General features: G+C 55.6%; 26 protein-coding genes and 2 tRNA genes. 19 read left to right on the plus strand and 9 right to left on the minus strand.

The annotated features are described in order from the left end of the window. The first annotated feature begins 146 nt into the window (after window positions 1-146). The 5 genes from CAF77_RS10695 to CAF77_RS10715 all read left to right on the plus strand — a co-directional run bounded on the left by CAF77_RS10695 (window position 147) and on the right by CAF77_RS10715 (window position 4,356). Window positions 147-2,369, plus strand: coding sequence for an AsmA family protein (locus tag CAF77_RS10695; protein WP_085654449.1), 2,223 nt, complete (start codon window positions 147-149; stop codon window positions 2,367-2,369). Further along, on the plus strand, window positions 2,366-3,433 hold the full coding sequence (mutY, locus tag CAF77_RS10700; protein WP_085654451.1) for an A/G-specific adenine glycosylase: 1,068 nt from the start codon (window positions 2,366-2,368) through the stop codon (window positions 3,431-3,433). Before CAF77_RS10695 ends, mutY begins: the two co-directional genes overlap by 4 nt. Further along, window positions 3,430-3,702 (plus strand): oxidative damage protection protein, encoded by a 273-nt coding sequence (locus tag CAF77_RS10705; RefSeq protein WP_007952551.1) that lies wholly within the window; start codon window positions 3,430-3,432, stop codon window positions 3,700-3,702. Before mutY ends, CAF77_RS10705 begins: the two co-directional genes overlap by 4 nt. Before the next feature lie 104 nt (window positions 3,703-3,806). After that, window positions 3,807-3,882 (plus strand) — tRNA-Phe (locus CAF77_RS10710). Window positions 3,883-4,017: 135 nt separating this feature from the next. Next, window positions 4,018-4,356 (plus strand): hypothetical protein, encoded by a 339-nt coding sequence (locus CAF77_RS10715; RefSeq protein ID WP_085654452.1) that lies wholly within the window; start codon window positions 4,018-4,020, stop codon window positions 4,354-4,356. Here the strand turns inward: CAF77_RS10715 and CAF77_RS10720 are convergent. After that, window positions 4,353-4,802 (minus strand): hypothetical protein, encoded by a 450-nt coding sequence (locus tag CAF77_RS10720; RefSeq protein WP_085654454.1) that lies wholly within the window; start codon window positions 4,800-4,802, stop codon window positions 4,353-4,355. The two genes, CAF77_RS10715 and CAF77_RS10720, sit on opposite strands and share 4 nt — an antisense overlap. 264 nt (window positions 4,803-5,066) lie before the next feature. Between CAF77_RS10720 and CAF77_RS10725 the strand changes: the two genes are divergently transcribed. Genes CAF77_RS10725 through CAF77_RS10735 form a run of 3 tightly spaced genes read left to right on the plus strand, consistent with a single transcriptional unit; the run spans window position 5,067 to window position 6,910 of the window. Then, on the plus strand, window positions 5,067-6,017 hold the full coding sequence (locus CAF77_RS10725; RefSeq protein ID WP_085654456.1) for an alpha/beta fold hydrolase: 951 nt from the start codon (window positions 5,067-5,069) through the stop codon (window positions 6,015-6,017). Between the two features lie 20 nt (window positions 6,018-6,037). Beyond that, window positions 6,038-6,451, plus strand: coding sequence for a hypothetical protein (locus CAF77_RS10730; protein ID WP_064382787.1), 414 nt, complete (start codon window positions 6,038-6,040; stop codon window positions 6,449-6,451). 6 nt (window positions 6,452-6,457) lie between these two features. Then, window positions 6,458-6,910, plus strand: a complete 453-nt coding sequence (locus tag CAF77_RS10735; RefSeq protein ID WP_064382786.1) for a hypothetical protein — start codon at window positions 6,458-6,460, stop codon at window positions 6,908-6,910. A 70-nt stretch (window positions 6,911-6,980) separates the two neighbouring features. Here the strand turns inward: CAF77_RS10735 and gabP are convergent, their stop codons facing one another. Continuing rightward, on the minus strand, window positions 6,981-8,372 hold the full coding sequence (gabP, locus tag CAF77_RS10740) for a GABA permease (protein WP_064382785.1): 1,392 nt from the start codon (window positions 8,370-8,372) through the stop codon (window positions 6,981-6,983). Between the two features lie 552 nt (window positions 8,373-8,924). Here gabP and CAF77_RS10745 point away from each other — a divergent pair. From CAF77_RS10745 to CAF77_RS29505, 10 genes are all read left to right on the plus strand, one after another. Then, window positions 8,925-9,698 (plus strand): ABC transporter ATP-binding protein, encoded by a 774-nt coding sequence (locus CAF77_RS10745; RefSeq protein WP_007897462.1) that lies wholly within the window; start codon window positions 8,925-8,927, stop codon window positions 9,696-9,698. Window positions 9,699-9,711: 13 nt separating this feature from the next. Continuing rightward, entirely contained in the window at window positions 9,712-10,461 is a 750-nt protein-coding gene (locus CAF77_RS10750; protein ID WP_064382784.1) for an ABC transporter substrate-binding protein, read from the plus strand. Between the two features lie 78 nt (window positions 10,462-10,539). Next, window positions 10,540-11,232 (plus strand): ABC transporter permease, encoded by a 693-nt coding sequence (locus CAF77_RS10755; RefSeq protein WP_085654458.1) that lies wholly within the window; start codon window positions 10,540-10,542, stop codon window positions 11,230-11,232. Continuing rightward, complete coding sequence (locus tag CAF77_RS10760) at window positions 11,232-11,921, plus strand: ABC transporter permease (RefSeq protein WP_064382782.1); 690 nt, start codon at window positions 11,232-11,234, stop codon at window positions 11,919-11,921. The genes CAF77_RS10755 and CAF77_RS10760 overlap by 1 nt, the downstream gene beginning before the upstream one ends. Then, entirely contained in the window at window positions 11,902-13,137 is a 1,236-nt protein-coding gene (locus CAF77_RS10765) for a methyltransferase (protein WP_085654460.1), read from the plus strand. Before CAF77_RS10760 ends, CAF77_RS10765 begins: the two co-directional genes overlap by 20 nt. Window positions 13,138-13,481: 344 nt before the next feature. Next, the gene (locus CAF77_RS10770) at window positions 13,482-14,318 is read left to right on the plus strand and encodes an FkbM family methyltransferase (RefSeq protein WP_085654462.1); all 837 of its coding nucleotides are present in this window, start codon (window positions 13,482-13,484) and stop codon (window positions 14,316-14,318) included. A 75-nt stretch (window positions 14,319-14,393) separates the two neighbouring features. Continuing rightward, a tRNA-Thr gene (locus CAF77_RS10775) sits at window positions 14,394-14,469 on the plus strand. 171 nt (window positions 14,470-14,640) lie between these two features. Next, window positions 14,641-15,963, plus strand: a complete 1,323-nt coding sequence (locus CAF77_RS10780; protein WP_085654464.1) for an integrase arm-type DNA-binding domain-containing protein — start codon at window positions 14,641-14,643, stop codon at window positions 15,961-15,963. 911 nt (window positions 15,964-16,874) lie between these two features. Continuing rightward, complete coding sequence (locus tag CAF77_RS10790; protein WP_085654468.1) at window positions 16,875-17,855, plus strand: integrase domain-containing protein; 981 nt, start codon at window positions 16,875-16,877, stop codon at window positions 17,853-17,855. Further along, window positions 17,852-18,151: a hypothetical protein gene (locus CAF77_RS29505; protein WP_085654470.1), complete on the plus strand. Its 300-nt coding sequence runs from the start codon at window positions 17,852-17,854 to the stop codon at window positions 18,149-18,151. The genes CAF77_RS10790 and CAF77_RS29505 overlap by 4 nt, the downstream gene beginning before the upstream one ends. Before the next feature lie 87 nt (window positions 18,152-18,238). On the opposite strand, the gene CAF77_RS10800 is transcribed toward CAF77_RS29505, so the two are convergent. From CAF77_RS10800 to CAF77_RS10825, 6 genes are all read right to left on the minus strand, one after another. After that, window positions 18,239-19,972: a hypothetical protein gene (locus CAF77_RS10800; protein ID WP_139831586.1), complete on the minus strand. Its 1,734-nt coding sequence runs from the start codon at window positions 19,970-19,972 to the stop codon at window positions 18,239-18,241. Next, complete coding sequence (locus CAF77_RS10805) at window positions 19,969-20,580, minus strand: AAA family ATPase (protein ID WP_085654474.1); 612 nt, start codon at window positions 20,578-20,580, stop codon at window positions 19,969-19,971. The genes CAF77_RS10800 and CAF77_RS10805 overlap by 4 nt, the downstream gene beginning before the upstream one ends. Then, window positions 20,564-21,259: an ABC-three component system middle component 1 gene (locus CAF77_RS10810; protein ID WP_085654476.1), complete on the minus strand. Its 696-nt coding sequence runs from the start codon at window positions 21,257-21,259 to the stop codon at window positions 20,564-20,566. Before CAF77_RS10810 ends, CAF77_RS10805 begins: the two co-directional genes overlap by 17 nt. Continuing rightward, a complete protein-coding gene (locus tag CAF77_RS10815; protein ID WP_139831587.1) occupies window positions 21,256-22,536 on the minus strand; it encodes an ABC-three component system protein in 1,281 nt (426 codons plus the stop codon). Before CAF77_RS10815 ends, CAF77_RS10810 begins: the two co-directional genes overlap by 4 nt. Window positions 22,537-23,348: 812 nt before the next feature. Further along, window positions 23,349-23,774: a type II toxin-antitoxin system HicB family antitoxin gene (locus CAF77_RS10820; RefSeq protein WP_074689493.1), complete on the minus strand. Its 426-nt coding sequence runs from the start codon at window positions 23,772-23,774 to the stop codon at window positions 23,349-23,351. 31 nt (window positions 23,775-23,805) lie between these two features. Beyond that, a complete protein-coding gene (locus CAF77_RS10825) occupies window positions 23,806-23,961 on the minus strand; it encodes a type II toxin-antitoxin system HicA family toxin (protein ID WP_256576149.1) in 156 nt (51 codons plus the stop codon). Window positions 23,962-24,445: 484 nt separating this feature from the next. Between CAF77_RS10825 and CAF77_RS10830 the strand changes: the two genes are divergently transcribed. Continuing rightward, a complete protein-coding gene (locus CAF77_RS10830) occupies window positions 24,446-24,712 on the plus strand; it encodes a DUF3077 domain-containing protein (RefSeq protein ID WP_064382775.1) in 267 nt (88 codons plus the stop codon). A gap of 58 nt (window positions 24,713-24,770) precedes the next feature. On the opposite strand, the gene CAF77_RS10835 is transcribed toward CAF77_RS10830, so the two are convergent. Next, complete coding sequence (locus tag CAF77_RS10835) at window positions 24,771-25,481, minus strand: SDR family NAD(P)-dependent oxidoreductase (protein WP_085654480.1); 711 nt, start codon at window positions 25,479-25,481, stop codon at window positions 24,771-24,773. Window positions 25,482-25,493: the final 12 nt, after the last annotated feature.

Raw genomic sequence — 25,493 nt, forward strand, 5'->3', positions numbered from 1 at the left:
CGCCGGGGAACCCCGATGCCGACCGTTGTCGAAGCGCTGTACATCACGGTTCAGCAGCGTGCAGGGGACACCGCAACAGCGCGGGTTGATGCAGCGCTATACTCCCCGGCTAAATTACGAATTCGACTACTTACAAGGACTCGCCCATGAAAGCGTTCGGCAAAATCCTGGGTCTGGTACTTCTCGGGCTGTTGCTGATCATTGTGGCGGCGGGCTTCGCCCTGACCCACCTGTTTGATCCCAACGACTACAAAGACGAGATCCGCCAGATTGCCCGCGACAAGGCCCACATCGAGCTGACGCTCAATGGCGACATCGGCTGGAGCCTGTTCCCGTGGCTCGGCCTGGAACTGCACGAGGCCAGCGTCGCGACCCTGGCCAAGCCTGCCGAACCGTTCGCCGACCTGCAAATGCTCGGCCTGTCCGTGCGCGTGCTGCCGCTGCTGCGCCGCGAAGTGCAGATGAGTGACGTACGTGTCGAAGGCCTGAACCTGCGCCTGAATCGTGACAAGAATGGTCACGGTAACTGGGAGGACATCGGCAAGGTGCCGGCTCCCGCCGGCAGCACACCGCCTGCGACCGCTGGGGAAGCCTCTCCAGCAACACCGGCCCCGGTGGAAAAACCGGCCCAGCCGATCCGCCTCGACATCGACAGCCTGACCGTCAACAACGCCCGCGTGGAATACAACGACGAGCTGACCGGCAAGCAATTCAGCGCCGAAAGCATTCAGCTGAGCACCGGCGCGGTTCACGATTCGACCAACATCCCGGTCAAGGCCACCGCGTTCCTCGGCACCAACCAGCCAGTGCTGCGGGTGCGCACCGAGCTCAACGGCGAGCTGCGCTTCGAGCGCGCCCTGCAACGCTACAAGTTCGAAGACCTGAAGCTGTCCGGCGAAGTCGCCGGCGATCCGCTGCAGGGCAAAACCGTAACCTTTGCCGCCCAGGGCCAATTGTTGCTGGACAAGGCCGCCAACGTCGCCGAATGGACCGGCATCAAACTGTCGGTCAATCAGTTGCGTGCCCTCGGCGAGTTGAAGGCCAATGACCTGGACAAGACGCCACAGATCAGCGGCGGGATTTCCATCGCCCAGTTCGACCTGGCGAAATTCGTCGACAGCATCGGTCAGACCCTGCCGGCCATGGCCGAAGGCAGCCTGAGCAAGGTTGAACTGGTCAGCCGTGTCGCCGCGACGCCGACCAGCGTGGCGCTGGACAACATCAACCTGAAACTCGACGACAGCAGTTTCAGTGGCCGCATCGCCGTCGAGGATTTCGCCAAACAATCGCTGCGGGCGGTCCTCAAGGCCGACACCTTCAACGTCGACCGTTACCTGCCGCCGAAATCGGAAAAAGCCAATAACGCCACTCAGGTTCGTCAGGCCGAAGTCGCCAGTACCGAGGCCGATGCGATGGCGGGTGCCGGCAGCACACCGCTGCCGGAGAAACCGAGCAAAAGCGCCTGGAGCACCGAGCGCCTGTTCCCGGTCGAGCGCCTGAGCAAGCTCGACGTGAACGCTGACCTGACCTTCGGCCAGTTGACCCTCGACAAATTGCCGATCCAGAACGCCGCACTGAAAGCGACCGGCCAGGGCGGCCTGCTGACTCTGGAGAACCTGCGCGGCGAGCTGTACAACGGCGACTTCGAAGCCAAGGGGACGCTGGATGTGCGCCAGACCGCGCCGGTACTGAACCTGCAAACCCGGATCAACCGCGTGCCGGTGGAGAAAATCCTCGAAAGCCAGGGCAAGAATCCGCCGGTCAAGGGGCTGGTCAATCTCACCAGCACCGTCACCGGCAGCGGCAACAGCCAGCAGGCGCTGATCGAAACCCTCAACGGCAACGCCAGTTTCGTGATCAACAACGGCGTGCTGCTCAACGCCAACCTTGAGCAGCAACTGTGCAAGGGCATCGCCACCCTCAACCGTAAATCCCTGAGCGGCGAGCCGCGCGGCAAGGACACGCCGTTCCAGGAACTCAAGGGCAACCTGACCTTCCGCAACGGCGTGGCCAGCAACCCGGACCTGAAAGTGCGCATCCCCGGCATGAGTGTCAACGGTGACGGCGATATCGACCTCAAGGTGCTGGGCATGGACTATCGCGTCGGCATCATCGTCGAAGGCGACACCAGCGCCATGCCTGACCCGGCCTGCCAGGTCGGCGACAAATTCGTCGGCATCGAATGGCCGCTGCGTTGCCGTGGCCCACTGGAACTGGGCGCCAAGGCCTGCCGCGTGGACAACGAACGGATGGGCCAGGTCGCGAGCAAACTGGCCGGCGACAAGCTCAGCGAAAAGATCGACGAGAAACTGGGCGACAAAGTCAGCCCGGAACTGAAAAACGCATTGAAGGGGCTGTTCAAGCGATGAGAGCGGAGCAGTTTTCCACGGCGGTGCTGGAATGGTACGACCGCCACGGCCGCCATGATTTGCCCTGGCAACAGAACATCAACCCGTACCGGGTGTGGGTGTCCGAGATCATGTTGCAGCAGACCCAGGTCAGCACCGTGCTCAATTACTTCGACCGCTTCATGGCCGCCCTGCCGACGGTCGAAGCCCTGGCCGAAGCGCCGGAAGACGAAGTACTGCACCTGTGGACCGGGCTCGGTTACTACACCCGCGCGCGCAATCTGCAGAAGACCGCGAAGATCGTCGTGAGCCAGTACGGTGGCGAGTTCCCCCGGGATGTCGAGAAGCTCACGGATTTGCCGGGCATCGGCCTGTCGACTGCCGGCGCGATCGCCAGCATCAGCATGGGCCTGCGCGCGCCGATCCTCGATGGCAACGTCAAACGGGTGCTGGCGCGCTTTACCGCGCAGGAGGGCTACCCCGGCGAGCCGAAGGTTGCCAAACAGCTGTGGGCCAACGCCGAGCGCTTCACGCCGCAGGATCGGGTCAACGCCTACACCCAGGCGATGATGGACCTGGGCGCCACGCTCTGCACCCGCAGCAAACCGAGCTGCCTGCTGTGTCCGCTGAAAAACGGCTGCGAAGCGCACATGCTCGGCCTGGAGACGCGCTACCCGATCCCTAAGCCGCGCAAGGCCATCCCGCAGAAACGCACGTTGATGCCGCTGTTGGCCAACGAGGACGGCGCGATTTTGCTTTATCGCCGCCCGTCCAGCGGACTGTGGGGCGGTTTGTGGAGCCTGCCGGAACTCGACGACCTCGACGACCTGCAGCACCTCGCCGCGCAGCACTCGCTGGAACTGGGCGAGCAGCAGGCGCTGCCGAGCCTGGTCCACACCTTCAGCCACTTCCAGTTGTCCATCGAACCCTGGCTGGTTCAGGTGCAGGAAGCCGGCGGCCACGTGGCCGAGGCCGACTGGCTCTGGTATAACCTCGCCACCCCGCCGCGCCTGGGCCTCGCCGCCCCGGTCAAGACCTTGCTCGAACGCGCGGCCGCCGTCTTGAATGCAGGAGAGTCGACATGACCCGCACCGTAATGTGCCGCAAGTACAAAGAACAACTCGAAGGTCTGGAGCGCCCACCGTACCCGGGCGCCAAGGGCCAGGATATTTTCGAACACGTCTCGGCCAAGGCCTGGGCTGACTGGCAGAAACACCAGACCCTGCTGATCAACGAAAAACGCCTGAACATGATGAACGCCGAAGACCGCAAATTTCTTCAGGGCGAAATGGACAAGTACTTCTCCGGCGAGGAATACGCTCAGGCCGAAGGCTACGTTCCGCCCGCAGAGTAAACCCCGCGAAATCGGGGGTCGGATCGTAAGCGACGGAATTAATTTAAGAAATTTTAAAAAAGTGTTTGACGTAAATCCGAAAAACCCTTTTAATGCGCCCCGTTGCCCAGATAGCTCAGTCGGTAGAGCAGGGGATTGAAAATCCCCGTGTCGGCGGTTCGATTCCGTCTCTGGGCACCAAATACCGAAAACCCTGAATCGCAAGATTCAGGGTTTTTTTATGCCTGCGATTTGATGGCGACCGGATCCCGCTCTTCTTGCAGGCCGGAATTCGCGATACGTTGCTCAACCCTTACGGAAGAGGGTCATCCCGCGATGAACCAGAAAAGAACCCGCGTTCCCCTGCCCCATCCCGCGCCGCCCGTAAAACGTACCGACTGGCTGATGATCGCGCTCGGCCTGGTGCTGATCCTGTGTATCGGCCTGATCGCCTACGAAACCGTGGACGGCCTGATTCAGGGGCGCATCGGCAACATGGCGCGCGGCAAACGCTTCGCCGTGTATTCGTTGACCACACAACCCAGCAGCTTCTGGTTTGCCGTCGCCGCGCATTGCCTCCTCGCCCTCTTCCTGTCTGGCGCCGCCTGGGTATTGATCTGGCTGGGCCGCCGGGCAACGGTCGCGCCATCCCGGTGCGACCGTCAGCAACGCTAGCTGTTGTCGTTCCAGTGGAACACCAGATTGCGCGCAGCACCGCCGCCAATATCCGCCGTATCCCGGCGCGTTTCACCATTGCGGGTCGCGACGACCGTATATTTGCCGGGCGGTAACTGCACGTACACCAATGGCCCGGTTTGACTCAGCGTCAGCACGGTCTGGCCGGGTGCTTTTTGAATCATCACATCGACATCGGCGGTGTATTGATTTTGCATGCCGACAGCGAACGTCATGTGCAGGTTGTAGCCCGCGGATTGCTGAATGGCTTTCGACTCATCTTCACCAATCCCGCCGGCCAGATAGCGAACACCGTTTTGCTCTTGCTGCTGAACCTGCACGGCGGAACTGTCGATCGGCTCCAGGCTTGCAGCCTGCGCCATGATCGGAAACAGCAGCACCGCCGCAGCGGCAAGGGGCAGCACGAATGAAAGAACGCGTTTCATGAGGACGACTCCCGGGCTCTCGCGGAACCCAATCGTTACCTCTTTTTAGATTTTGTCTTGCGGGGTGGGTTTTAGAACGATTGGGAGTTGCGGTTGATACGAAAAGGACTACAGAAAACTCCATCAACGATTCGCGCCGCATTGCGTCTCGAATTAGCGATTGCCTGATCAACCTGCGAATTGGGTACTCACTGCGTTCCAATTCGTTGCATACCCACTCACTTGAAGTTCATCCTCGACCCGTCCCCGAAAGTCTGGATCGCCATGAACCTACAAAGCGCGACACTGCCACTCGGTCAGCTGTCAGCAGAAAGCGAGCCCTTCCACGAGCCCGCCGCCGACGGCTATCTGCTCGGCGGTTTCACCTGGCGCCACGCTTCGCCCGATCCACAGCGCCCAGTGGTCATCATCAACGCCGCCACGTCCGTGCGCTGCCGCCACTACTCGCGCTTCGCGGCGTATCTGTTCGCCAACGGCTTCGACGTGATCATTTACGACTACCGCGGCATTGGCGAGTCGCGGCCGAAGTCGATGAGGCATTTGCAGGCTTCATGGACGGATTGGGGCGCGCTGGATTTCGAGGCGATGCTCAAACGCGCGCAACGGGAGTTTCCCGGCCAGCCGATCGATGTGGTCGGGCACAGCTTTGGTGGCTGCGCAGCAGGCCTGGGGGCCTCCGGACAGGTAATCCGACGACTAGTGACGGTCGGCGCGCAATTCGCTTATTGGCGCGATTACGCGCCCGAGCACCGCTGGCGGATGTTCGGAAAATGGCATCTGCTGATGCCGCTGGTCACGCTGTTGTGTGGCTACTTTCCGGGCAAACGACTTGGCTGGCTGGAAGACACGCCCGCCGGCGTGGTGCGCGACTGGAGCACGCCGGCCGCACGTTATGAGCGGCGCTCGAGCGGTAGAAAGATGGCGGACTTGCCGTTCGCCAAAGTCCGGGCCAAAGCCTTGGCAATCAGCATCAGCGACGATCCCTACGGCACGATTCCCGCCATCGAACGCCTGCTCGCTTACTTCCACAACGCGCAAAAGACCCACCTGCGAATCGAGCCGCAGGACATCGGCGAACAGCACGTCGGACATTTCGCCTTTTTTCGCAGCGCATACCAAGCCACACTATGGCCCATCGCTCTGACCTGGCTGCAGACCGGCGAACTGGCCTCCGACACACCGGGGCGCAAGATCCCACGCAGCCAAGCCCTTTAACGCACCACGGAACACACACCATGGCTTCCGCCAACAAGCAGCAAAAACGCGCCGCCCGGGCCAAGACCAAGGCCAAGCAGAACCGCACCAAACGTGCGGAAGCGCTGGTCGAGCTGGACCCGAACGACGACCGCATCGATTTCGAGTCGGTAGACCTCACCGAACTGTTCAAGAAAATGATCGACGCCGAAAAGATCAGCCAGCAGGCCCTGTGCACCGCGTTCCTCGAAGACCCGCTGCTGGAGCTGGTGTACGAGCAGGAAGGCGAAGAAGGCGCAATGGACTTCATCCTCGCCGCGCTGATCGAGTACCGCCAGTGGTCCACCGAGACTGACGAGGCTGGCGCTCTGGCGTGGATCGAATCGCCGGATTTCCAGAAAGACTATGTGGCCGCGTCCGACGCAATCGCCGCACAAACCCAACAGAAAAACTGAGTTCCCATGGCATCCCTGAACAAGCAACAGAAACGCGCCAAACGCGCCAAGGCCAAAGCCAAGCAGATCCGCATGGTCGGTCGCAAACCCCTGGCGCAGGACGATGACCTTGGCCATCTGGCCGAGCCGATCCCGGAATACACCTTGGCGATGTTCAGCAAGATGCGCGACGCCGAAGCCGTCAGCCGCAACGAAATGCTGCTGACGCTGCTCCGCGAGCTGGCGTTCATCATCGTCGATCATCCTGATCTGCTGGACATGGAAAACGCCGAGAACGAAGGCATGGCCGCCACTCACCTGGCCGCCGACATGCTGATCGACTACCGCATGTGGGCCGACGGCATGGATCGCGAGACCGCCCAGGCCTGGCTGAGCGAACCGCAGTTCATCAGCGATTTCGGGATTGCGCTGGACACCTACGGTCAGTCGGTGGAAACGCAGGAAGAGAAGAGCGAATAAACCGCTCGCAGTAACAAAAACGGCCGCTTGTCATCACTGACAGCGGCCGTTTTGCGTTACTCGTGGCGGATCAGTTCAGAACTGCCGCACCACGGTTTTCCATTTTCCGACGACGAGCCACCAACAGGCCGGTCGCCACAACCACCAGACTCAGCAGGCCGGTCGCGAGGATTTCCACGCGGTGGGCGTCCTGGAACAGCATGATGGTCAGGGCTGCCACGATGAAGGCGATCACCGCGTAGGTCAGGCCCGGGAACAGCCACATGCTGAAGACGATTTTCTCGCCGCGAGCCATGCGTTGTTTACGCATGCGCAGTTGCGAAATCGCGATCACCAGGTACACCAGCAGCGCGATGGCACCGGAGCTGGCCAGCAGGAACTCGAACACCGCAGCCGGGGCCACGTAGTTGGCGAAGGTGCACAGGAACGCCGCGCCGGTGGACAGCATCACTGCCCAGTAAGGGGTGCCGCTCTTATTGGTGCGGGTCGACATGGCCGGGGCGTCGCCACGCTTGCCGAGGGAGAACAGCATGCGCGACGAGGTGTACAGCGCCGAGTTCAGGCAGCTGGTCACAGCAACCAGAACCACGATATCGACGATCATCTTGGCGTTCGGGATGCCCATGCGCTCAAGCACAGTCTGGTAGGAGCCGAGGCTGGCCAGAACCGGGTCGTTCCATGGCACCAGAGCCACGACGATGAAGATCGACACGAGGTAGAACAGGCCGATCCGCCAGATCACCGAGTTGGTGGCCTTGGAGATCTGCTTGCCCGGGTTCTTCGATTCGGCGGCCGCGATGGTCACGATCTCGGTACCCATGAAGGAGAACATGGTGGTCAGGATCGCGCCCAGCACCGCGCCCATGCCGTTCGGCAGGAAGCCCTGGGTGTCGAAGATGTGCGAAACGCCGCTGACCTGGCTGTTCGGCAGGAAGCCGAAAATGGCCGCGACGCCAAGAATGATGAAACCGATGATCGCCACGACTTTGAGCAGGGCGAACCAGAATTCGAACTCACCGTAGTTTTTCACGCTGAACAGGTTGGTCACGGTCAGCAGCATGGTGATGATCAGGGCGAAGGCCCAGATTTCCACACCGGGGAACCACGCGTGCAGGATGGTCGCGGCGGCGTTGGCTTCCAGCGGAATCACCAAGACCCAGAACCACCAGTACAGCCAGCCGATGGTGAAACCGGCCCAGTGACCGATGGCACGGTCGGCGTAAGTCGAGAACGAGCCGGTGTCAGGCGAGGCAACAGCCATTTCGCCGAGCATGCGCATGACCAGCACAACCAGCGCGCCAGCCGCGGCGTAAGCCAGCAGAACAGCGGGACCGGCGGCGGCGATGGCGTGGCCGGAGCCGACGAACAGACCTGCACCGATCACCCCGGCGATCGACAGCATGGTCACATGACGCGGTTTGAGCCCCTGTTCGAGGCCATTGGAGCTTTGGGTACTGCTCATTGGAACTACCTTTGCGAGGAAAGCGATTGCGTCCGGCCCGTCTGGCGTTCCTTCTCGTAAAAAGAATCCAACGGGGCGTTCCGGATTCTGCACGCAATAAATGCGCCAAAATGTTTCAAACTCTTCTGGCCTGCGGTTTTCAGCGCGACCGGACAGTCATCGCAAGTCCTTGAGAATAATGGCCTTGCGCCAAAGCGTTACCCTGCGACTCACTTTCTAAACGAATCGGCGCACCAGAAACACACTGAAAAAGTACGGGACGCACAATAAAAGGGCGAATGAGGAACGTTCGGCCGGATAGCGCTTCCAACACCCCGCCAAAGGTGGCAACATCGCGCCTTTTTTTACGCGACACCCGCGGGAATTCACGTTCAAACACCCGTTCGGTTGTTGATGGGGCGACAGTCTGCTGCGCCGATGCGACAACCTGCCACAGGCCATCCGTTTAACGCTCGTAGCGCTGTTGGCTGCCATTGAAACGCTATGCTAGCTTGGCCGCCTCGCCAGGAAGGCCGGCCAACAGCAGGAGCGCAACATATATGAGGAACGCACATGGCTGAGGCCACGCCCGCGCTTGAAATCCGCAACTTGCACAAACGCTACGGACAGCTTGAGGTGCTCAAAGGCATCTCGCTGACCGCCCGCGACGGCGATGTGATCTCGATCCTGGGTTCCTCCGGTTCCGGCAAGTCCACGTTCCTGCGATGCATCAACCTGTTGGAAAACCCGCATCAGGGCCAGATCCTGGTGGCCGGGGAAGAACTCAAGCTCAAGGCGGCCAAGAATGGCGAACTGGTTGCCGCCGACGGCAAGCAGATCAATCGCCTGCGCTCCGAGATTGGTTTTGTGTTTCAAAACTTTAATCTGTGGCCGCACATGAGCGTGCTCGACAACATCATCGAAGCTCCACGCCGCGTGCTCGGCCAGAGCAAGGCCGAAGCCATCGAGGTCGCAGAAGCGCTGCTGGCCAAGGTCGGCATCGCCGACAAGCGCCACGCCTACCCGGCGCAACTGTCCGGCGGCCAGCAACAGCGCGCGGCGATTGCCCGCACACTGGCGATGCAGCCCAAGGTGATCCTGTTCGACGAGCCCACCTCCGCCCTTGACCCGGAAATGGTCCAGGAAGTACTTAATGTCATCCGCGCATTGGCCGAAGAAGGCCGCACCATGCTGCTCGTGACCCATGAAATGGGCTTCGCCCGTCAGGTCTCCAGCGAAGTGGTGTTCCTCCACCAGGGCCTGGTAGAAGAGCAAGGATCGCCACAGCAGGTGTTCGAAAACCCGCTTTCGGCGCGCTGCAAACAATTCATGTCCAGCAACCGCTAACGGAGCTACCCGCATGCAGAACTACAAAAAGGTCTTCCTGGCCGCCGCCGTCACCCTCGCGTTCAGCGTTGGTGCCATGGCCGAGACCCTGAAGATGGGCATCGAAGCGGCTTACCCGCCGTTCAACAATAAAGACGCCAGCGGCAACGTCGTCGGCTTCGACAAAGACATCGGCGACGCCCTGTGCGCCAAGATGAAAGTTGAATGCTCCGTGGTCACCTCCGACTGGGACGGCATCATCCCGGCCCTGAACGCCAAGAAGTTCGACTTCCTGATTTCCTCGCTGTCGATCACCGACGAGCGCAAGGGCGCGGTGGACTTCACCGACCCGTACTACTCGAACAAACTGCAGTTCATCGCGCCGAAAAACGTCGATTTCAAAACCGACAAGGACGCGCTCAAGGGCAAGATCATCGGTACGCAACGCGCAACCCTGGCAGGTACCTGGCTCGAAGACACTTACGGTAGCGATATCCAGGTCAAACTTTATGACACCCAGGAAAACGCCTACCTGGACCTGACCTCCGGTCGTGTCGATGCCATCCTCGCCGACAAGTACGCCAACTATGACTGGCTGAAAACCGACGCCGGCAAGAACTACGAGTTCAAGGGTGACCCGGTCGTGGAAAGTGACAAGATCGGCATCGCCGTGCGCAAAGGTGACCCATTGCGCGAGAAGCTGAACGCCGCATTGAAGGAAATCGTCGCCGACGGTACCTACAAAAAGATCAACGACAAGTACTTCCCGTTCAGCATCTATTGATCCTGACCTGCGGGACCTGCGCCGTGATCAGACGGTGCAGGCTCCCGATCTTGCCTGCCGCGATTTGAAAAGAAATCCATGATTATCGATCTCCACGGATTCGGCCCGGTGCTACTCGCCGGCGCGCTGATGACCGTCAAACTGGCACTCTCGGCCCTGTGCGTCGGGCTGGTGCTCGGTCTGCTCGGTGCCTTGGCCAAGACTTCCCCGTACAAGCCGCTGCAGTGGCTTGGCGAAACGTACTCGACCCTCGTACGCGGTGTGCCGGAACTGCTATGGGTTCTGCTGATCTACCTCGGCACCGTCAAGACGATGAATGCCATTGGCGAATACTTTGGTAATCCCGACCTGGCACTGAGCCCTTTCGTGGCAGGCGTAACCGCCCTCGGACTGTGCTTCGGCGCCTATGCCACGGAAGTCTTTCGTGGCGCGCTCCTGGCCATTCCCAAAGGTCACCGTGAGGCCGGCCAGGCCCTGGGCCTGTCAAAATGGCGGATCTTCACCCGACTGATCATGCCGCAGATGTGGCGTATCGCCCTGCCTGGCCTTGGCAACCTGTTCATGATTCTGATGAAAGACACCGCGCTGGTGTCGGTCATAGGACTGGAAGAAATCATGCGCAATGCGCAGAACGCCGTAACCTTCGCCAAGCATCCATTCACTTTCTATCTGGTTGCAGCCTTCATGTATCTGGTCCTGACCATACTGGCGATGATCACTATGCACTTCCTGGAAAAACGCGCCGCTCGTGGCTTCATGAGGACGACGTAATGGAATGGGAAGTCATCTATAAGTGGCTGCCGAAGTTCTTTCAGGGCGCCCTGCTGACACTCGAACTCGTGGGTATTGCCGTTATTCTCGGGTTGTTGCTGGCGATTCCTCTGGGCATCGCTCGTTCCTCCAAACTCTGGTTTATCCGCGCATTTCCTTACGCTTACATCTTTTTCTTCCGTGGCACTCCGTTGCTCGTGCAACTGTTCCTGGTCTACTACGGCCTGGCTCAGTTCGACGCCGTACGCGGCAGCTTCATGTGGCAGTACCTGCGCGACCCATTCTGGTGTGCCACCGCCACGATGACGTTGCATACAGCCGCTTACATCGCCGAGATCCTGCGTGGCGCCATCCAGGCCATCCCGCCGGGTGAGATCGAAGCCGCACGCGCACTGGGCATGTCCAAGGCCAAGGCATTGTTCTATATCGTCCTGCCCCGCGCCGCGCGCATCGCTCTGCCGGCCTACAGCAACGAAGTTATTCTGATGCTGAAGGCCAGTTCTCTGGCGAGCACGGTGACCTTGCTCGAACTCACTGGCATCACCCGCACCATCATTGCCCGCAACTACCTGACAGTGGATATGTTCTTCACCGCAGGCGTCATTTACCTGCTGATGTCGTTTGTGCTCGTTCAGGCGTTCAAGCAGCTGGAGCGGTGGTTGCGCGTCGATGCGTGCCAAGGGCGCTGATTCTTCCGGCGTGCTGACGGGCGAGGCCCTGCTCGCCCGTTTCACGGCACTGGATGCATTTCTCACGGCCCATCAGGGATTGTGGAAACCCCGCCCTTTCACTCATCTGCAATTGCCTTGGGAAGCGTCCTACCCGGAATTGGCCTCGTGGCTACGCGGACGTTCGCTGGAAGATGCGGAAAACGCCCATAACCACCCTGCCGATCTTTCGGAAGCGCCGGAGCCGTTTGCTTCATTGGCGGCGTTGTCGCTTGAACTGAGTGCAGTGGGTGAGTTGCCTGCACATTCGCTGGAAGCCGCTGGGCATCGTCTGAATGTCGATGTGCCGGGACGCAAATGGCAACAGATCGAGGCCTTCACCAGCCGCTTATCGTTTGCCGCGCAACCGAAGCACTGGCTTGATTGGTGTTCGGGCAAAGGCCATTTGGGCCGGCGTCTGCTGGGTGCCGATCAGCAACTCACCTGTCTGGAATACGACCCGGCGCTGGTTGCCAGCGGTCAGGCGCTGAGTCAGCGTCATCATCTGCATGCGCTGCATGTCGAGCAGGATGTACTCGCGGCGAACACCGCTTTATTGCTGAACGCCGAACACACGCCTGTTGCCCTGCACGCTTGCGGTGACTTGCATGTGCGGCTGATGCAACTGGCTTCCGCCGCTGGCTGCCGACAACTGGCGATTGCACCGTGCTGCTACAACCGGATCAGTCGTACTGAATATCAGGCGTTGTCCTCCGCAGGTTCACGCTCCGCCCTACAGCTCTCGCGGGAAGACCTGTCTCTGCCGATGAGCGAAACCGTCACCGCCGGTGCCCGCGTCCGACGTCAGCGTGACACCTCCATGGCCAGGCGACTGGCCTTTGATCTGTTGCAACGGCAAGTGCGCGGCGTTGACGAATACTTGCCGACGCCGTCCCTGCCGAGCGCCTGGCTGGACAAACCGTTCGCTGATTACTGCCGCGATCTGGCAGCGTTGAAAGAGTTATCCACAATCGGCTCGCCAGATTGGGTGGCATTGGAAGCCGCCGGTTGGCAGCGATTGGCTGAAGTTCGCAACCTGGAACTGCTGCGCGGACTGTTCCGACGCCCGCTGGAGCTTTGGCTGAATCTGGATCGGGCACTTTTCCTCACCGAACAGGGTTACGTAGTACGCCTCGGCACCTTCTGCGAGGCGCCCCTCACACCGCGTAATTTCCTGCTGCTGGCCGAACGCGTTTAATCTTCCACAGCCTGTGGATAACTCTGTTGATGGAATTATCGTGGATCCAATATCTACGGTCGTTTCAGGCCATCAACAGCGCTGGTCATTTTTTGTTCACATAAATAAAAAACCAGCAAAACAGGGATTTAAGACTCAAATGAGAACCCGTCCACAAAATTCCCTCTAAGCCCGCCCTCTTCAAAACCTGTTGTGCATAAGCCCTCGACCAAAAGGACATAACTGCCGAATCGCGGACGCCAGCAGCGGACAATTGCGCCTGCCATACGCCCTTGCTATACAGACCTGTGCCGTGCAGGTAGCGCGCACCCGAACAAGAAAAACCTGACCGACAGGAAGCGACCGTGACGTTTATCTCTTACGCACAGAATTTCGAAGACATCCGCCTGTGGCGCGCCCTCAAGTTCTTTGAAAACGGCTTCTACATCGATGTCGGCGCCAACGACCCGATTCACGACTCGGTCACCAAGGCGTTCTATGATCGCGGCTGGAGCGGCATCAACGTCGAGCCGATGCAGAACTTCCACGACGCTCTGCGCCAGCAGCGCCCGCGCGACACGACGCTGCAATGCATCGCCAGTGACAAGCCCGGCGAAGTGACCTTTTACGGAATTCCCGGCACTGGCCTGTCCACCGCCGATACCGTTACCGCCCAGCAACGCCGCGACCTAGGCTTTGACGTGCGCAGCCTCACCGTCAAGGCCCGCACCTTGACCTCGATCTGCGAAGAACACGCCACCGGCCGCGAAATCCACTTCCTGAAAATCGACGTCGAAGGCCACGAAGAAACCGTGCTGCGCGGCATGGACTTCAGCCGCTTCCGCCCGTGGATCATCCTCATCGAAACCCCGTTCGAGCGCGACCACACCTGGGAACACCTGATCACCGACGCCGGCTACAGCAACGTCTGCTTCGACGGCCTCAACAGCTACTTCCTGGCCGACGAACACCTGAACCTCAAACCGGCCTTCGACATGCCGCCCTGCCAGCTCGACAACTTCCAGCTGTGCCTCGGCCACCCCTTCGCCCACCCCGTCAGCCCCAGCGAAGCCGACGCCATGGCGCAAATCAGCGCCGCCACACAACGCGCCGAACACGCCGAAGCCCAACTGCGCGCCATCCAGAACAACCGCGCCTGGCGAGCGCTCCAGAAACTGCGCAACGTCCTGCGCCGAGCGTGATTCAAGCCCGCGCAAAAATAGTCTGAATTCAGGGGTTTACAGAAGCAACCGAGCCGCTATAATCGTCGCCCACACGCCGGTATAGCTCAGATGGTAGAGCAACTGACTTGTAATCAGTAGGTCCCGGGTTCGATTCCTGGTGCCGGCACCATACAAGGTTCCAGAGAAGGCTTTCAAAATCTCTGGAACCCCCGAAAAACCCGCCTTCTGGCGGGTTTTTTCGTTTTGGGGTTCCATCGGTTTCCGTCAGAAACTGGTGGATTCCATCCGTTTTAGGGGTAGTGTTAGGGGTAAGGTAATTCGATAAAGGGGGAGTACCCTTATGTCGCGCACCACTGCTCCACTCTCCGATTCGGCTTGCCGCTCAGCCAAGCCCACCGACCGCGCTTACAAGCTTTTCGACGGCGACGGCCTCTACCTTCTAGTCCAACCCAATGGCCGTAAAGGCTGGCGTCTCAGGTATGTAAAACCTGATGGCCGCGAAGGACTGACCTCGTTCGGCAGCTATCCCGTGGTCGGCCTCGCCGATGCTCGCAACAAGCGCCTGGAGGTCAAGCGGATGCTGGCGAAAGGCATCGACCCCATAGAGACCAAACACCAAGCCAAGACGCAGGCCGCAATCAAAGGCCGAACCTTTGAAAGCGCCGCACTGGACTGGCACAAAGCGATGTCTGCCAAATGGGCTCCGGGCCATGCCAAGACCGTCCTGAGCCGCCTCAAAACCCATGTCTTCCCGCTGATCGGCGCTCGCTCTATTATCGATCTGGACACCCATGACCTGATGCAACCTCTGGAAGCGATCCAGAAACGCGGCACGATTGACGTCGCTTTAAGGGTACAAAACTACCTACAAAGCATCATGCGCGAGGCGAAACGTGCTCGACAGATCGCGGCCAACCCTGCCTCCGACCTTGAAGGTTTGATCAAAGCCCCGAGGGTGATTCACCGCCCTGCTTTACCCTTATCGCGTCTGCCTGAATTGCAGGAGCGTATCGACACCTACAGAGGCCGCGCACTTACCCGGCTGACGGTCATGCTCTCGCTGCATGTGTTCGTCCGCTCCAGCGAACTGCGCTTCGCCCGCTGGAGCGAGTTCGACCTCAAGCGCGGCACCTGGGAGATACCCGACACTCGACCCGCGCTGGACGGAGTACCCTTTTCTACTAGGGGTACGAAGATGGCAGGGGATATCCATTTAGTCCCCTTATCGCCGCAAGCCGTGGCCCTGCTTGAACAGATCCACGCCCTCACCGGCAAATTCGACCTGGTATTTGCAGGCGACGCCAAGCCCTGGAAGCCCATGTCTGAAAACACGGTAAACAGCGCGCTTCGAAAGATGGGCTACGACACCAAAACCGAAATCTGCGGTCATGGCTTTCGCTCAATGGCCTGTAGCGCACTGATTGAATCAGGACTGTGGTCCGAGACCGCTATTGAAAGGCAGATGAGCCACAAGGAACGCAATAACGTCCGCGCCGCATACATCCACAAGGCTGAGTTCATTGAGGAGCGCAGGCTGATCATGAACTGGTGGAGCCGGTATCTGGAGGCCAACCGGCAGGAGCATGTCACTCCACACGAATTCGCGAACCAGACCGGAGCGAACGTCACTCGCCTAAAAGCAAAACGTGGCGCAACCGAGTAAGCGCTCGGTCTTCAAATCTCAGTGATCCGCTTCTCCACGCGGGTCCATCCAAACAGGGCTGCAAAGCCGCCCTGCTTGGATGGACCTCACTTAAAAAATCTAAAGCCCACGCAACTGTCTGTGGAAAACCACTGATTTCCACCGGTGGATAATTTCATCCACAGCCGCAGAACTCCCGAAAATTCGAGCCTTGACCCAAATTATCCACAAGCGTAGAAAAGATCGGGCAATGCGCTGTCGTTGACAGCAACCCAGGTAGCCAGAACCTTTGAGGCTACGCCACACCGTGGTGGTTCTCCCAAAGTGCGATTAGCGTCCGGCAGCTCGCACGGTCACAGCAATGTGATGGATGCCTACTTCTACCAGAGTGCCCACTGCGGCAACTCATACCCCTTTATAGCTGCCCTGCAGCAACCTATCCGCTTGGCCATTTCATTGCGCCAACCTGCGCCCGTCTCTTTCTCCCGGAAAGAGACGGGCGCTCCTACCGCTGCTGCAGCCCAACTCGTACAAGGCTTTGCGGCATTCCCCCTCGTGACAATCGGCGTGACAAACACCGAAATCACCAGCAACAGCGATGCAGATGATGGTGCCGCAGCCCACGGAATGGACTGCACCTGACTGACAGTCAGGTATGCCCCGGTCATTGCTTCACTGCCTTCACCCGACTCATGATCTCGCGGCGCCGGTCTCGTCAGCCAGTGCAGCCTCCACCCGCCCACTTCCTCGGAAGTGTTCAGGAGGCCAGATCATGAGATGCCCAAGCTCCCGGTCGTAAAGAGCCGCCAGTCCCGCGTTAGTGGACAACCCTCACAGGTCGCAGGGGCCTTGATCCCTGATAACACTCAACATTCTTGGCGGGATGACGTGGGGAAGGTTTTAAAGGTTTTGGCTTCAAGAGGTGTTCGATCATGGCACTGGTGGGCAGGCGAGATGGACGCAATTTTGGCTATGGTCGGCAGTTGAGCTATGCCGGGCCACAGGCATTGCGCGATCTATTTGGCGGCGGGCATTACGGCACGGTCAAGGCGCACAGTGATCGCTGGCAGGCGTTTGTGCGCTGGTGTCGCTCGGAGGACGGGCCGGGGTTCAACGATGCGCGGAAGATTGATCGGCAGACCTTGTTGGATTATGCCGGACATCTGCGCCAGCAAGTTGAACAAGGTGAGCTCGCCATCGCCACTGCGCAAAACCGACTGTCCAGCGTCAACCGTACCCTGGCCGCGCTTCGCGGTGATCAGTCTGTGAAGGTGCAGAGTCCGAGCAAGGCGCTTGGGATGAAGCGCACCAGCGTCCGCACCATGCCTCCGCAAGGCCAGGACCGCGATCACGTAAAACGTATCGTAGACGTCCTCTCCGAACATCTGCAGCCGCGCGCCGCGGCCATCGCTCAGCTGGCGCGAGCAACCGGCATGCGCCTGCGAGAGGCCATTTTGGCTGATCTTCCTCGACTGCGAAGAGAAGCCGAACGATACGGCAAGATCAACATTCAAGATGGCACCAAAGGTGGCCGCTCGGGTGCGTCGGCGCCTCGTTGGATCTGGGTGGATAATCATATTCGTGAAGCGCTCACGTACGCCGAGCAGGCCTCTCCCGTCGGAAGCGACAACTTGCTTGCACTGAACGAAAGCTACCTAGACTTTCAACAGCGAATCATCCGCCCTGCACGGGACATCCTTCACGCGCACCACCTCAAGGGATTCCACGAATTGCGTGCGGCCTACGCATGCGAACGGTATGAGCAGATTACAAACCAACTTGCGCCAATCAAAGGAGGTAGTTGCTACCAGCTCGACCAACACCTCGATCAGGAGGCACGCGCACAAATCAGCTATGAGCTGGGGCACGGTCGTATCGACGTAGTTTCGGCGTACATCGGTGGCCGAGCATGAGCAAGCCATTCGATATGGAGGTATTCCTCGCGGGAGTCATGAGCGGATCGCAAACGACACGTCAGCGCCACCTACACCAAGCAAAAGCCATCCAAGCAGCTATAGCTGTGCGCTGGCACCGAGACAACCCGTGGACTTGGCAGCGAAAACATCTTGTCTGGTTCTTAAATCAGCACGTGAACCAGCGCGCAGAATCAACGCGCTATTACTATATATTGACCGTAAACTTACTCACTCTTCGCCTAGGAAAGTCTTGGCAATTCCAAATCATTAGCAAAGCCAACCACCCATATTGAGTACCTCACCGTCAATACATAATACGGAGACCATCCAAGATGGTCTCTTTAACAACAGAAGCAGGCACACATAAAAAATCAGGGCCCTTAATTAACCGCAAATACTTGTTTAAAGTCTAAACCCTCAGCATCCAAATTATACTTTTTGAATTTATATTGCATATAAGCCGACATTTCATCTTCGTGCGTGGAAAGAATTATTTGCCTATCGGAAAACTCAGTCCTTAACAAATCAACAAACCCAGCAACATTTATATCGTCTAGTGTTTGGACAGGATCATCAATTAATAAAATAGCGTTCCTTGCGTACCTCTTATTTAAAGCCAGCGTAAATGAAAGCACCAACGAAGAAAGCTGCCCTGAACTCATAGAGAATATTACATCATGCAATTTTTTAGGGTTTTCTCGAAATGACAGATTTTTACCATCGGTTTCAATAAAAATCCCAAGCCCACTTTGAAAATTCTGCAAAAGCCGCCCTGAATATATATGAAATAGCACTTCAATGCCTTTAGCAATTGACGCTACATAAGAGTTCAAATTCTCATTATAAATATCCCTGAGCTTACTTAGAGCCTTATCCAGATAAATGGCTTTCTTGTAAATATCTTCGGCCGCACTATAGGATTTTTCCTTGTCCTTGATATCGCCATAGATACTTCTAGTATAGGCAGCCTTCACATAGGAAATTTTTCTATCAATCGAATCCAATTCAAGGCTTAAAGCCGCATTATCATCTTCCAAAAATACTTGCTCAAAAATTTCTTGAAAATCCTCATCAATAGCATCATGATCGACAACGCGATACAAAGCACTAACAGCCTCACCAAGCCTGTTAACGTCCAAAGATTCTTGCAAGTCAAAGCTTATACAGTAAAAAGGTCTTACATCAATACCATAAGATAAGTATGCACGCACAAGCTTACGCAAATACGAAACCTGCTCCTCGCGAAGCTCTGTGATTTTTTTCTTATAATCTATAGAGTCTTTCTGAACAGCAGCGTGTTCGCCTATAGCTTTGCGAATAGGACCTAAGACTTTCCTTTCAAACAGTTCTATATTTCGTTTCAGCGCTTCGCCATTAACATCAACAAGGGTCTCTAGAACTAATCTTTGGGATTCCATGTGACGCAGCAACTCGTCGTACGACTTCCAGTCATAGCCACATGCAGGACAATTGGCATCATCATGACTTATATGTTCAGAGGAGTACTTGGAAACAAATAGATCTCGAGCAGCCTTCAATTCATTGTAAGCAAGTTCGACGGCGCTTGAGTTCTCCACAATCAATTTTATCTCAGCAACAGCCTGTGAAAAATCATTGTAGTTCAACTCAAAACCAAAACTATCAAACACATCAGAATCAAACTTCAAATCTTCTTTTAACGATGAGGGAATCCCGCTTTCAAATTTACTTAAAAAATCCACACCAAAATCATAAAGAGCGACGTCATTTTTATATACTGCGATCGAATCCAGACGACCACCAAACCTTAGTAGGCTCTCAAGCGCCTCCTGCTTTGGCTTCAGGACCTTATCAATCTTAGAGTTATATTTGGAGTTAATAAAATTATCTACTCCTTCTATAAATTTCCTAAGCCTATTCAATGCCCCTTCATCACCTAACCAGGTAGCTATAATTGAAGACTTGACTACGATATCTTCATGATCCCATGGCTGATGAGTAGCAGAGATTAATCTTTGATAAGGTTCAATTACGTTTTCATCCCCGACATTAACAGATCGATGCAACTGCTCAATCTCTGTTTTTCGCGAATTCAAGTCTTCCCTTTTCGCAGTTGTCTTTAGGCTGGCAATCAACTCTTTCGCACTGTCAATTTTTTAATTTTTTCTCTGTAATCCCCCACATCAAACAAGTGGTCAATTTTCTGTTGCTTAGTCGACGCTTTGCTCTTTAAAATAGCTGTATTATCTTCTTGCTCGATGTAATGAAAAAGCTTGAAATCTCGTAGATAACCGACCCCAAGTATTGCTCCTAAGAAAGACTCTTCATCCTGAACTAACCGCCCCTCCCCATCTATACTAGTCAACTCATAGAGCTTAAACAGCTTTAATCCAAGCCCCTTCCCTTTATCCAGCTTATCCTTACTCGCGCTTCTTTTTAAATAGAACAGCCCATGACTGGTTTCAATCTCCGCCACAATTGAAATTTCAGCCCCTGCAACCGCTTGGTCATGGACTATTGGGCTTCCTAAGGCTATCGAGCGCTTATCAACTACGGAGTTTTCCAAGTTGTTGTAGCGGCCAATATCGCCGGTCAGAAGAAACTCTACAGCATCAAAAAAAGAAGTTTTCCCAAACCCATTAGGCCCATCCAAGATTGCCAAGTTATAACTACCAATCTCAAATTGATGACCCACAAATGCTTTGAAGTTTTTCAGAACAAGTTTCTTAATATTTAACTTCATGGCCGGCCTCAGCTATTTTATCAACCAAATTTTTCAATAGAGACTCGGCGCTATCAAATCCATCAACATTCAAATCAAGCACACTGGACTCAATAAACGATAAGAGTTCCGGCTGTTTTGTGCTCCTAATTTTTTCGCGATGTCGAATGTAAAGCCCTTCTATATCAGCCGCCTCACCTTCTCCGATATCTATAAATCCAAGCTTTATGACTACCCTATAAATTAACTCCTCCCAGCTTTCAGTGCCCAAAGAGTTTTTATAACTGGAAAAAACATCAGGATTGTTCACCGAGTTTAAAATCAAATCTGCAACATTACCCTCTCCGAGCCTTTCATTGAGGCTAACTATCTCGGCATCTGTATGGTAGAGCACATGTTTCTTGAAAAAAAACAAATCTTCTTCCGTAGCATGAACCTCAGAAATAATTTTATCGGTGATTTTTTCGACAGGCCAAATACAAATTAGGCTCGTATTTTTCTCGATCGCAGGGTTTCGGTATATCTCTCGGCATTTAGTCAGCCAGGAATGCTGGTTCTCAATTACAGTTCGCGGCGAGGACTCTACAACCAGCCAGTAGGCCTCCTTACTAATATCGTCAGGCACGAACAGGCTAAACTCTTCAGTCAACGTCTCTGAATAATTATGTCTAGAGAATAATTCAGCTAAGAGTTGCTTCATTTCTTAATCCCGCTTGGCAAATTAGCAATAGACACCAACGCTACATCTTTAAACTTATTAAATTTAGCATGATCATGAAGTGCGCCACCTCGCGGTCCAACATTCGCGACCGAAAATATAGAATCTGCATCTATATCAGTGGTTATCAATGTTCCACTTTCATAGAGAAATTCGACGTCATGCTTTAGGGCATTATCGACAATTTTCTTACAAATAGCACCGGCACTCTTCTTTCCTTGGTGAATTGCCGTTGGATAATAACTGTTCCCAGAAAACTCCCAGAAAAAACCTGCATTCCGCGTCCCATCATTGAAGTCAGGCTCAATTAGATCATCGAAAACTCTAAACAATCCATACTGGAGATCATCAGAGTTTACAGACTCATCCTTGTACTCCGCCAAGGAGTTAAACCGTCCTTTTTTACTAGGTAGAATTGAGCGCATAAACACTTTTAGCTTTTCAACATCAAATTTATTAATCCTAGCAACGCACCTTCCTAACTTATCTAAATCCTCACGCGCCAAGTCGTTCTCATCGCAGAAATCGGAATAGTAACTACCAATGTCTTTAATTATTACCGAAAAGAAATAACTCTCACAAAGTATGGCAGAAGTTAACTCGGCAGATAGAATATCGAAAAAATCCAAGAAACTAATTTTCTCTCTATTTGCAATCTGACGCTGAACTGCCCCTTTGGTAAGCTGGATTTCAGCGTGCATAGAGATTATCTTGCTTACTATAATATCCTCTAGAAGATTTCTAGACCATTGTAAATAGTCCGATACAGCTTTATGCTTTGCGCCCGGCTCATACTTACTATAAAACTCGCATATAAGATTTTCCAGTAGCGAGTCAACTTCTGATAGCGCACAGTAACTTTCCGCTTGTGCAACTTTCTTGTAACTATAAAAGACTGCAGGCGAGTAAACACTACTGAAATCAGCAGGGAGGATAATGTCCTTGGAAACATGGAATAAGACCTTGCACCCAGGATATGCCTTTGACTTTGCGACTTGTTCGCTTATCGCCTCAGAATAAGCGGAAAAGTCATCGCTTTTATACGCTTTAACTTGATGCATGGACTGACATACACCATCTAATAAAATGGCAAAATCATCGATACTATCAAGCTGCAATGCTAATTTTTTACTATCAACCGCATTTTCCAACATCAAACTAAGGCAGTGATACAGCGCAATTTTTCCTTGATATATATATCCACCCCAAGTCGCAACCGCTGTATGAGGCAAGCTTGCTTCGACACTATTTTTCGCCATAGTTCTAAACCTTCAACTGCAGATTTAAATATCTGCGGCTTCAAATTGGCATGTAATTATATTCCGGCCTGCGCAACTAGACCGAAACGACGTAGCAAGCATGTGAGAATCCATAATTGCCTACTTGTATTTTTATCTTGGATAGTCTGAATCTGATTTGTACAGCGTGGCTTATATAAAGGATATGGCGACATGCCGGGTTGGCTAAGGGACGTCCAAGGCCGGACCTCAAAAATTGGCCGTAGCATCATCTGGCGACCCAATTCCACTTATAGGATTGATCGAATATATCTTCGGGAAGGACGATTTTACTTTGGCTTTCCATGGCCAGACTCCCACATGAATCGTTGACAGCGCAATGCCACTACTGACACTACCGTTTAGCGCCTAAACCGTAAAGGACCGAAGAAGATAAGGGGTGCTGACGCGCTGAAAAAGGCTTATGAGGCGACTATAGCCCCATTTGAAGCGATGCAGAGGAGGCCCGGAATCCAACCCTTGAGGCGAAAGGGGCCTCAACGCGCAAATTCGCTATGAACGGACAGGGTCGAATTGATGTGTTGTCGCCGGCGACACCAGGAAATGTAGAACTGAGAACAAACTGAGGATATTCCAAGAGGTAGAACTGAACTTGATCGCATGATAACTATATTTAAAACAATGACTTACTTTTCGATTCGACTCCTGGTGCCGCACCATACAAAACGAAGCCCCTGCAGAAATGCAGGGGCTTTGTTGTTTCTGGGGTTGGTTATTCCACCCCATATGAAAAGCCCCCGGCAGCGATCGCTGTCGGGGGCTTTTCTCCAATCCTACGCAGCCTCAACCGAAAGCAAAATCCGGCGCCCAAGCTGCTGCAATGCACGCTCGACATTCTCAATCTTGGAGTGATGCAAGAAATCGACTAACCGATCTACCTGGGGTCGTTGCACCCCCAACCGACGTGCAAGTTCAGCCTTGCTGACTCCAGACTCCAAAAGCGTATTCCAGAGTCCAACCTTCGCAGCAGTCAGTGCAGGCAGACGCAACACCGCGTCACTTTCCTGCTCTCCCGCATCACCTGTCGGAATCAACCGGCGATCATCGACGTAAATCGACAATGCCGTTTCCATCGCATCAATGGCGCCGTCGAGTGCTTCCTCGAGGGTGTCGCCAGCGGCGTGCATCTCTGGAATTTCTGCGCAGGACAACCAGACACTGCTCGGCTCCTCGTGGACTTCCAACGCATATTCGAACATCACGTTTCCTCTCATGGGGTACAGCTGGGCCTCAATCCTTGAGGCCCAGCTGTTTGATTATCGATTTTCTCAACCCTTCGCCCATCTCCTTGGCTCCGTGGTCGGGAAAGACAGTTGATCTGCCATTCAAGGAGACCTTGAAATGGCTGCCCTTGCCGGTTTGAAACTCAACGCCTTGGGCTTTCAATCATCGCCGAAACTCGCTGTACTTCATGTGCATCACTCGCTGTTTCGGTAGAGCGAATGTGCAACATATTTGTTACGCATGCAACATAAATGTTGCACCGCACATCTGGAACACCGCTAGCCTCCGCCACCACCTGGCCACGATTGCGCTCCCCCCTCCCCCACGCTACCGTCAATCCCGTCGCTGCCAATTCAGCGACCGGGCCTGATAACCCGCGTAAGATACAGGCGCACCAGCGCCCCAACCCACGTTTGCCGGCGTTTTTTTGTGCCTGCATTTCCGTGCAATGGCGGCTGTGCGTGGGAGACCTTCGGGTCTGCCGGGTTCCTGTATCTCCGGTTTATCAGCCTGCGCATAGCTGCCACCCCATTCGCCTGATAACGAATTGGCAGCCCTCATTTGATACAGGGAGTTTCACAAATGATTAGCATCGATCCATCCAAAGTCTGCCCTTTCCACCTCCCAACAAACGGTAGGTGAAGCCATGACCAATCCCCACGATCTGAAAACCCTCGGCCTCACCCATTTCTCCTTCCAGTCCAACCACGCACTCTTCCGCACCAACTCCGGCGTCCCGGTCGCCACCGCCCTCTCCCACGCCTCGCATCTGCTGCACATTTCCAAACTGCTCACGTCAGATACTTCTGCCGCCAACGACCCGGAACTCCACGCCTGCGCCTCGCAATATTTGCAGGAGTTGAGCAAGGCGCTGGTCGATGACGCGGTCAAAGTGTTGAGTCCAGATCCATAAATAGTCGCCCATAAAAAAGCCCTCGCATCGCTGCAAGGGCTTTGTGTTAACGCATCAATCAGTGCCCGGCGCTCTGCCCGCCATCCACGTGCAGAATCTCGCCAGTCACAAAGTTCGCGTTATCGAGATACACCACCGCCTGCGCAATGTCGTCGATCTCGCCCATGTGCCCAACCGGGTGCAGCGCGCCCAGTGCATCATGGGTTTCCTCGCCGTGCATCGGCGTTTTGATGATGCCCGGCGATACCGCGTTCACCCGGATTCCGCGTTTGGCGTATTCGATGGCCAGGGATTTGGTGGCGGCGTTGAGGCCGCCCTTGGTCAGCGAAGCGAGGACCGAGGGCACGCCGTCGATGGCGTGGTCGACCAGGCTGGTGGTGATGTTGACCACGTGGCCCTTGCCCTGTTTTTCCATCTCGGCGATGGCCAGTTGGGTGATGTAGAAGAAGCCGTTGAGGTTGACCGACAGCACCGCCGCGTAGTCTTCCGGGGTGTAGGCGGTGAACGGTTTGGCGACGAAGATGCCGGCGTTGTTGACCAGGGTGTCGATGCGGCCGAAGCGGGCCACGCCTTCGCTGATCACGCGTTGAGCGGTGGCCGGGTCGCCGATGTCGCCGGCGATGGTCAGGATTTGCGGGTCGTTCGACGGTTTGATCGAGCGCGAGGTGGCGACGATGTTGTAACCCAGCTCACGGAAGGCCTTGACCATGCCTTCGCCCAGACCTTGGGAGGCGCCAGTGATAACGACGGTTTTTTTCGAATTGCTCATGATGAAATCCTC

Source organism: Pseudomonas sp. R15(2017) (assembly GCF_002112685.1).
GTDB classification, from domain to species: domain Bacteria; phylum Pseudomonadota; class Gammaproteobacteria; order Pseudomonadales; family Pseudomonadaceae; genus Aquipseudomonas; species Aquipseudomonas glycinae.

Excerpts from the sequence above, each read along its gene's own strand:
- CAF77_RS10835 (WP_085654480.1), bottom strand. The coding sequence starts at position 25,481 with ATGAGCAATTCGAAAAAAACCGTCGTTATCACTGGCGCCTCCCAAGGT.
- CAF77_RS10755 (WP_085654458.1), top strand. The coding sequence starts at position 10,540 with ATGATTATCGATCTCCACGGATTCGGCCCGGTGCTACTCGCCGGCGCG.
- CAF77_RS10805 (WP_085654474.1), bottom strand. The coding sequence starts at position 20,580 with ATGAAGTTAAATATTAAGAAACTTGTTCTGAAAAACTTCAAAGCATTT.
- CAF77_RS10745 (WP_007897462.1), top strand. The coding sequence starts at position 8,925 with ATGGCTGAGGCCACGCCCGCGCTTGAAATCCGCAACTTGCACAAACGC.
- CAF77_RS10760 (WP_064382782.1), top strand. The coding sequence starts at position 11,232 with ATGGAATGGGAAGTCATCTATAAGTGGCTGCCGAAGTTCTTTCAGGGC.
- CAF77_RS10820 (WP_074689493.1), bottom strand. The coding sequence starts at position 23,774 with ATGTTCGAATATGCGTTGGAAGTCCACGAGGAGCCGAGCAGTGTCTGG.
- CAF77_RS10730 (WP_064382787.1), top strand. The coding sequence starts at position 6,038 with ATGGCTTCCGCCAACAAGCAGCAAAAACGCGCCGCCCGGGCCAAGACC.
- CAF77_RS10705 (WP_007952551.1), top strand. The coding sequence starts at position 3,430 with ATGACCCGCACCGTAATGTGCCGCAAGTACAAAGAACAACTCGAAGGT.
- CAF77_RS10780 (WP_085654464.1), top strand. The coding sequence starts at position 14,641 with ATGTCGCGCACCACTGCTCCACTCTCCGATTCGGCTTGCCGCTCAGCC.
- CAF77_RS10815 (WP_139831587.1), bottom strand. The coding sequence starts at position 22,536 with ATGGCGAAAAATAGTGTCGAAGCAAGCTTGCCTCATACAGCGGTTGCG.
- gabP (WP_064382785.1), bottom strand. The coding sequence starts at position 8,372 with ATGAGCAGTACCCAAAGCTCCAATGGCCTCGAACAGGGGCTCAAACCG.
- CAF77_RS10735 (WP_064382786.1), top strand. The coding sequence starts at position 6,458 with ATGGCATCCCTGAACAAGCAACAGAAACGCGCCAAACGCGCCAAGGCC.
- CAF77_RS29505 (WP_085654470.1), top strand. The coding sequence starts at position 17,852 with ATGAGCAAGCCATTCGATATGGAGGTATTCCTCGCGGGAGTCATGAGC.
- CAF77_RS10750 (WP_064382784.1), top strand. The coding sequence starts at position 9,712 with ATGCAGAACTACAAAAAGGTCTTCCTGGCCGCCGCCGTCACCCTCGCG.
- CAF77_RS10725 (WP_085654456.1), top strand. The coding sequence starts at position 5,067 with ATGAACCTACAAAGCGCGACACTGCCACTCGGTCAGCTGTCAGCAGAA.
- CAF77_RS10765 (WP_085654460.1), top strand. The coding sequence starts at position 11,902 with ATGCGTGCCAAGGGCGCTGATTCTTCCGGCGTGCTGACGGGCGAGGCC.
- CAF77_RS10830 (WP_064382775.1), top strand. The coding sequence starts at position 24,446 with ATGACCAATCCCCACGATCTGAAAACCCTCGGCCTCACCCATTTCTCC.
- CAF77_RS10715 (WP_085654452.1), top strand. The coding sequence starts at position 4,018 with ATGAACCAGAAAAGAACCCGCGTTCCCCTGCCCCATCCCGCGCCGCCC.
- CAF77_RS10695 (WP_085654449.1), top strand. The coding sequence starts at position 147 with ATGAAAGCGTTCGGCAAAATCCTGGGTCTGGTACTTCTCGGGCTGTTG.
- CAF77_RS10790 (WP_085654468.1), top strand. The coding sequence starts at position 16,875 with ATGGCACTGGTGGGCAGGCGAGATGGACGCAATTTTGGCTATGGTCGG.
- CAF77_RS10720 (WP_085654454.1), bottom strand. The coding sequence starts at position 4,802 with ATGAAACGCGTTCTTTCATTCGTGCTGCCCCTTGCCGCTGCGGCGGTG.
- CAF77_RS10810 (WP_085654476.1), bottom strand. The coding sequence starts at position 21,259 with ATGAAGCAACTCTTAGCTGAATTATTCTCTAGACATAATTATTCAGAG.
- mutY (WP_085654451.1), top strand. The coding sequence starts at position 2,366 with ATGAGAGCGGAGCAGTTTTCCACGGCGGTGCTGGAATGGTACGACCGC.